Genomic DNA, 334 nt, shown 5'->3' with positions numbered 1-334 from the left:
TTCTTTACTACTTCTAGCGTTGCCTGTGGTGTTGCTAGTGTCACTGTTTCATGCACCCTTCGACTAACGCCCCGAACTTGCGAGCTAGATCGGGCTCTTTGTATTAGTTGTCAAGGATTGACACCTTAACAGAACGCCTGCCGAAATCAAAGCACTCACCGGGTGTGTTGTAGCACAGGTCGATGCGATTTCCTTTAATCGCACCACCGGTATCGGCGGCTATGGCTTCTCCGTAGCCTTCGATGTATAGCCTTGTCCCAAGCGGGATAACCCGCGGGTCAACGGCCACTACACCTTTGCGTGCCTTCATGCCGTTTGCGCATCTACTACCGAC

At 52.4% G+C, this 334-nt stretch carries 1 protein-coding gene; it reads right to left on the bottom strand.

Going from position 1 to position 334, the window contains the following annotated elements; translation table 11 throughout:
* Positions 1 to 103 precede the first annotated feature (103 nt).
* The coding region (locus COY37_RS10225) for a 3D domain-containing protein (RefSeq protein ID WP_286977476.1) at positions 104 to 334 on the bottom strand (231 nt) is incomplete at its 5' end.

This window comes from Candidatus Aquicultor secundus (assembly GCF_002791875.1).
Classification (GTDB): domain Bacteria; phylum Actinomycetota; class Aquicultoria; order Aquicultorales; family Aquicultoraceae; genus Aquicultor_A; species Aquicultor_A secundus.
The sequence above is the reverse complement of the archived record's forward strand: the minus strand, read 5'-3'. Positions and strand labels throughout refer to the sequence as shown.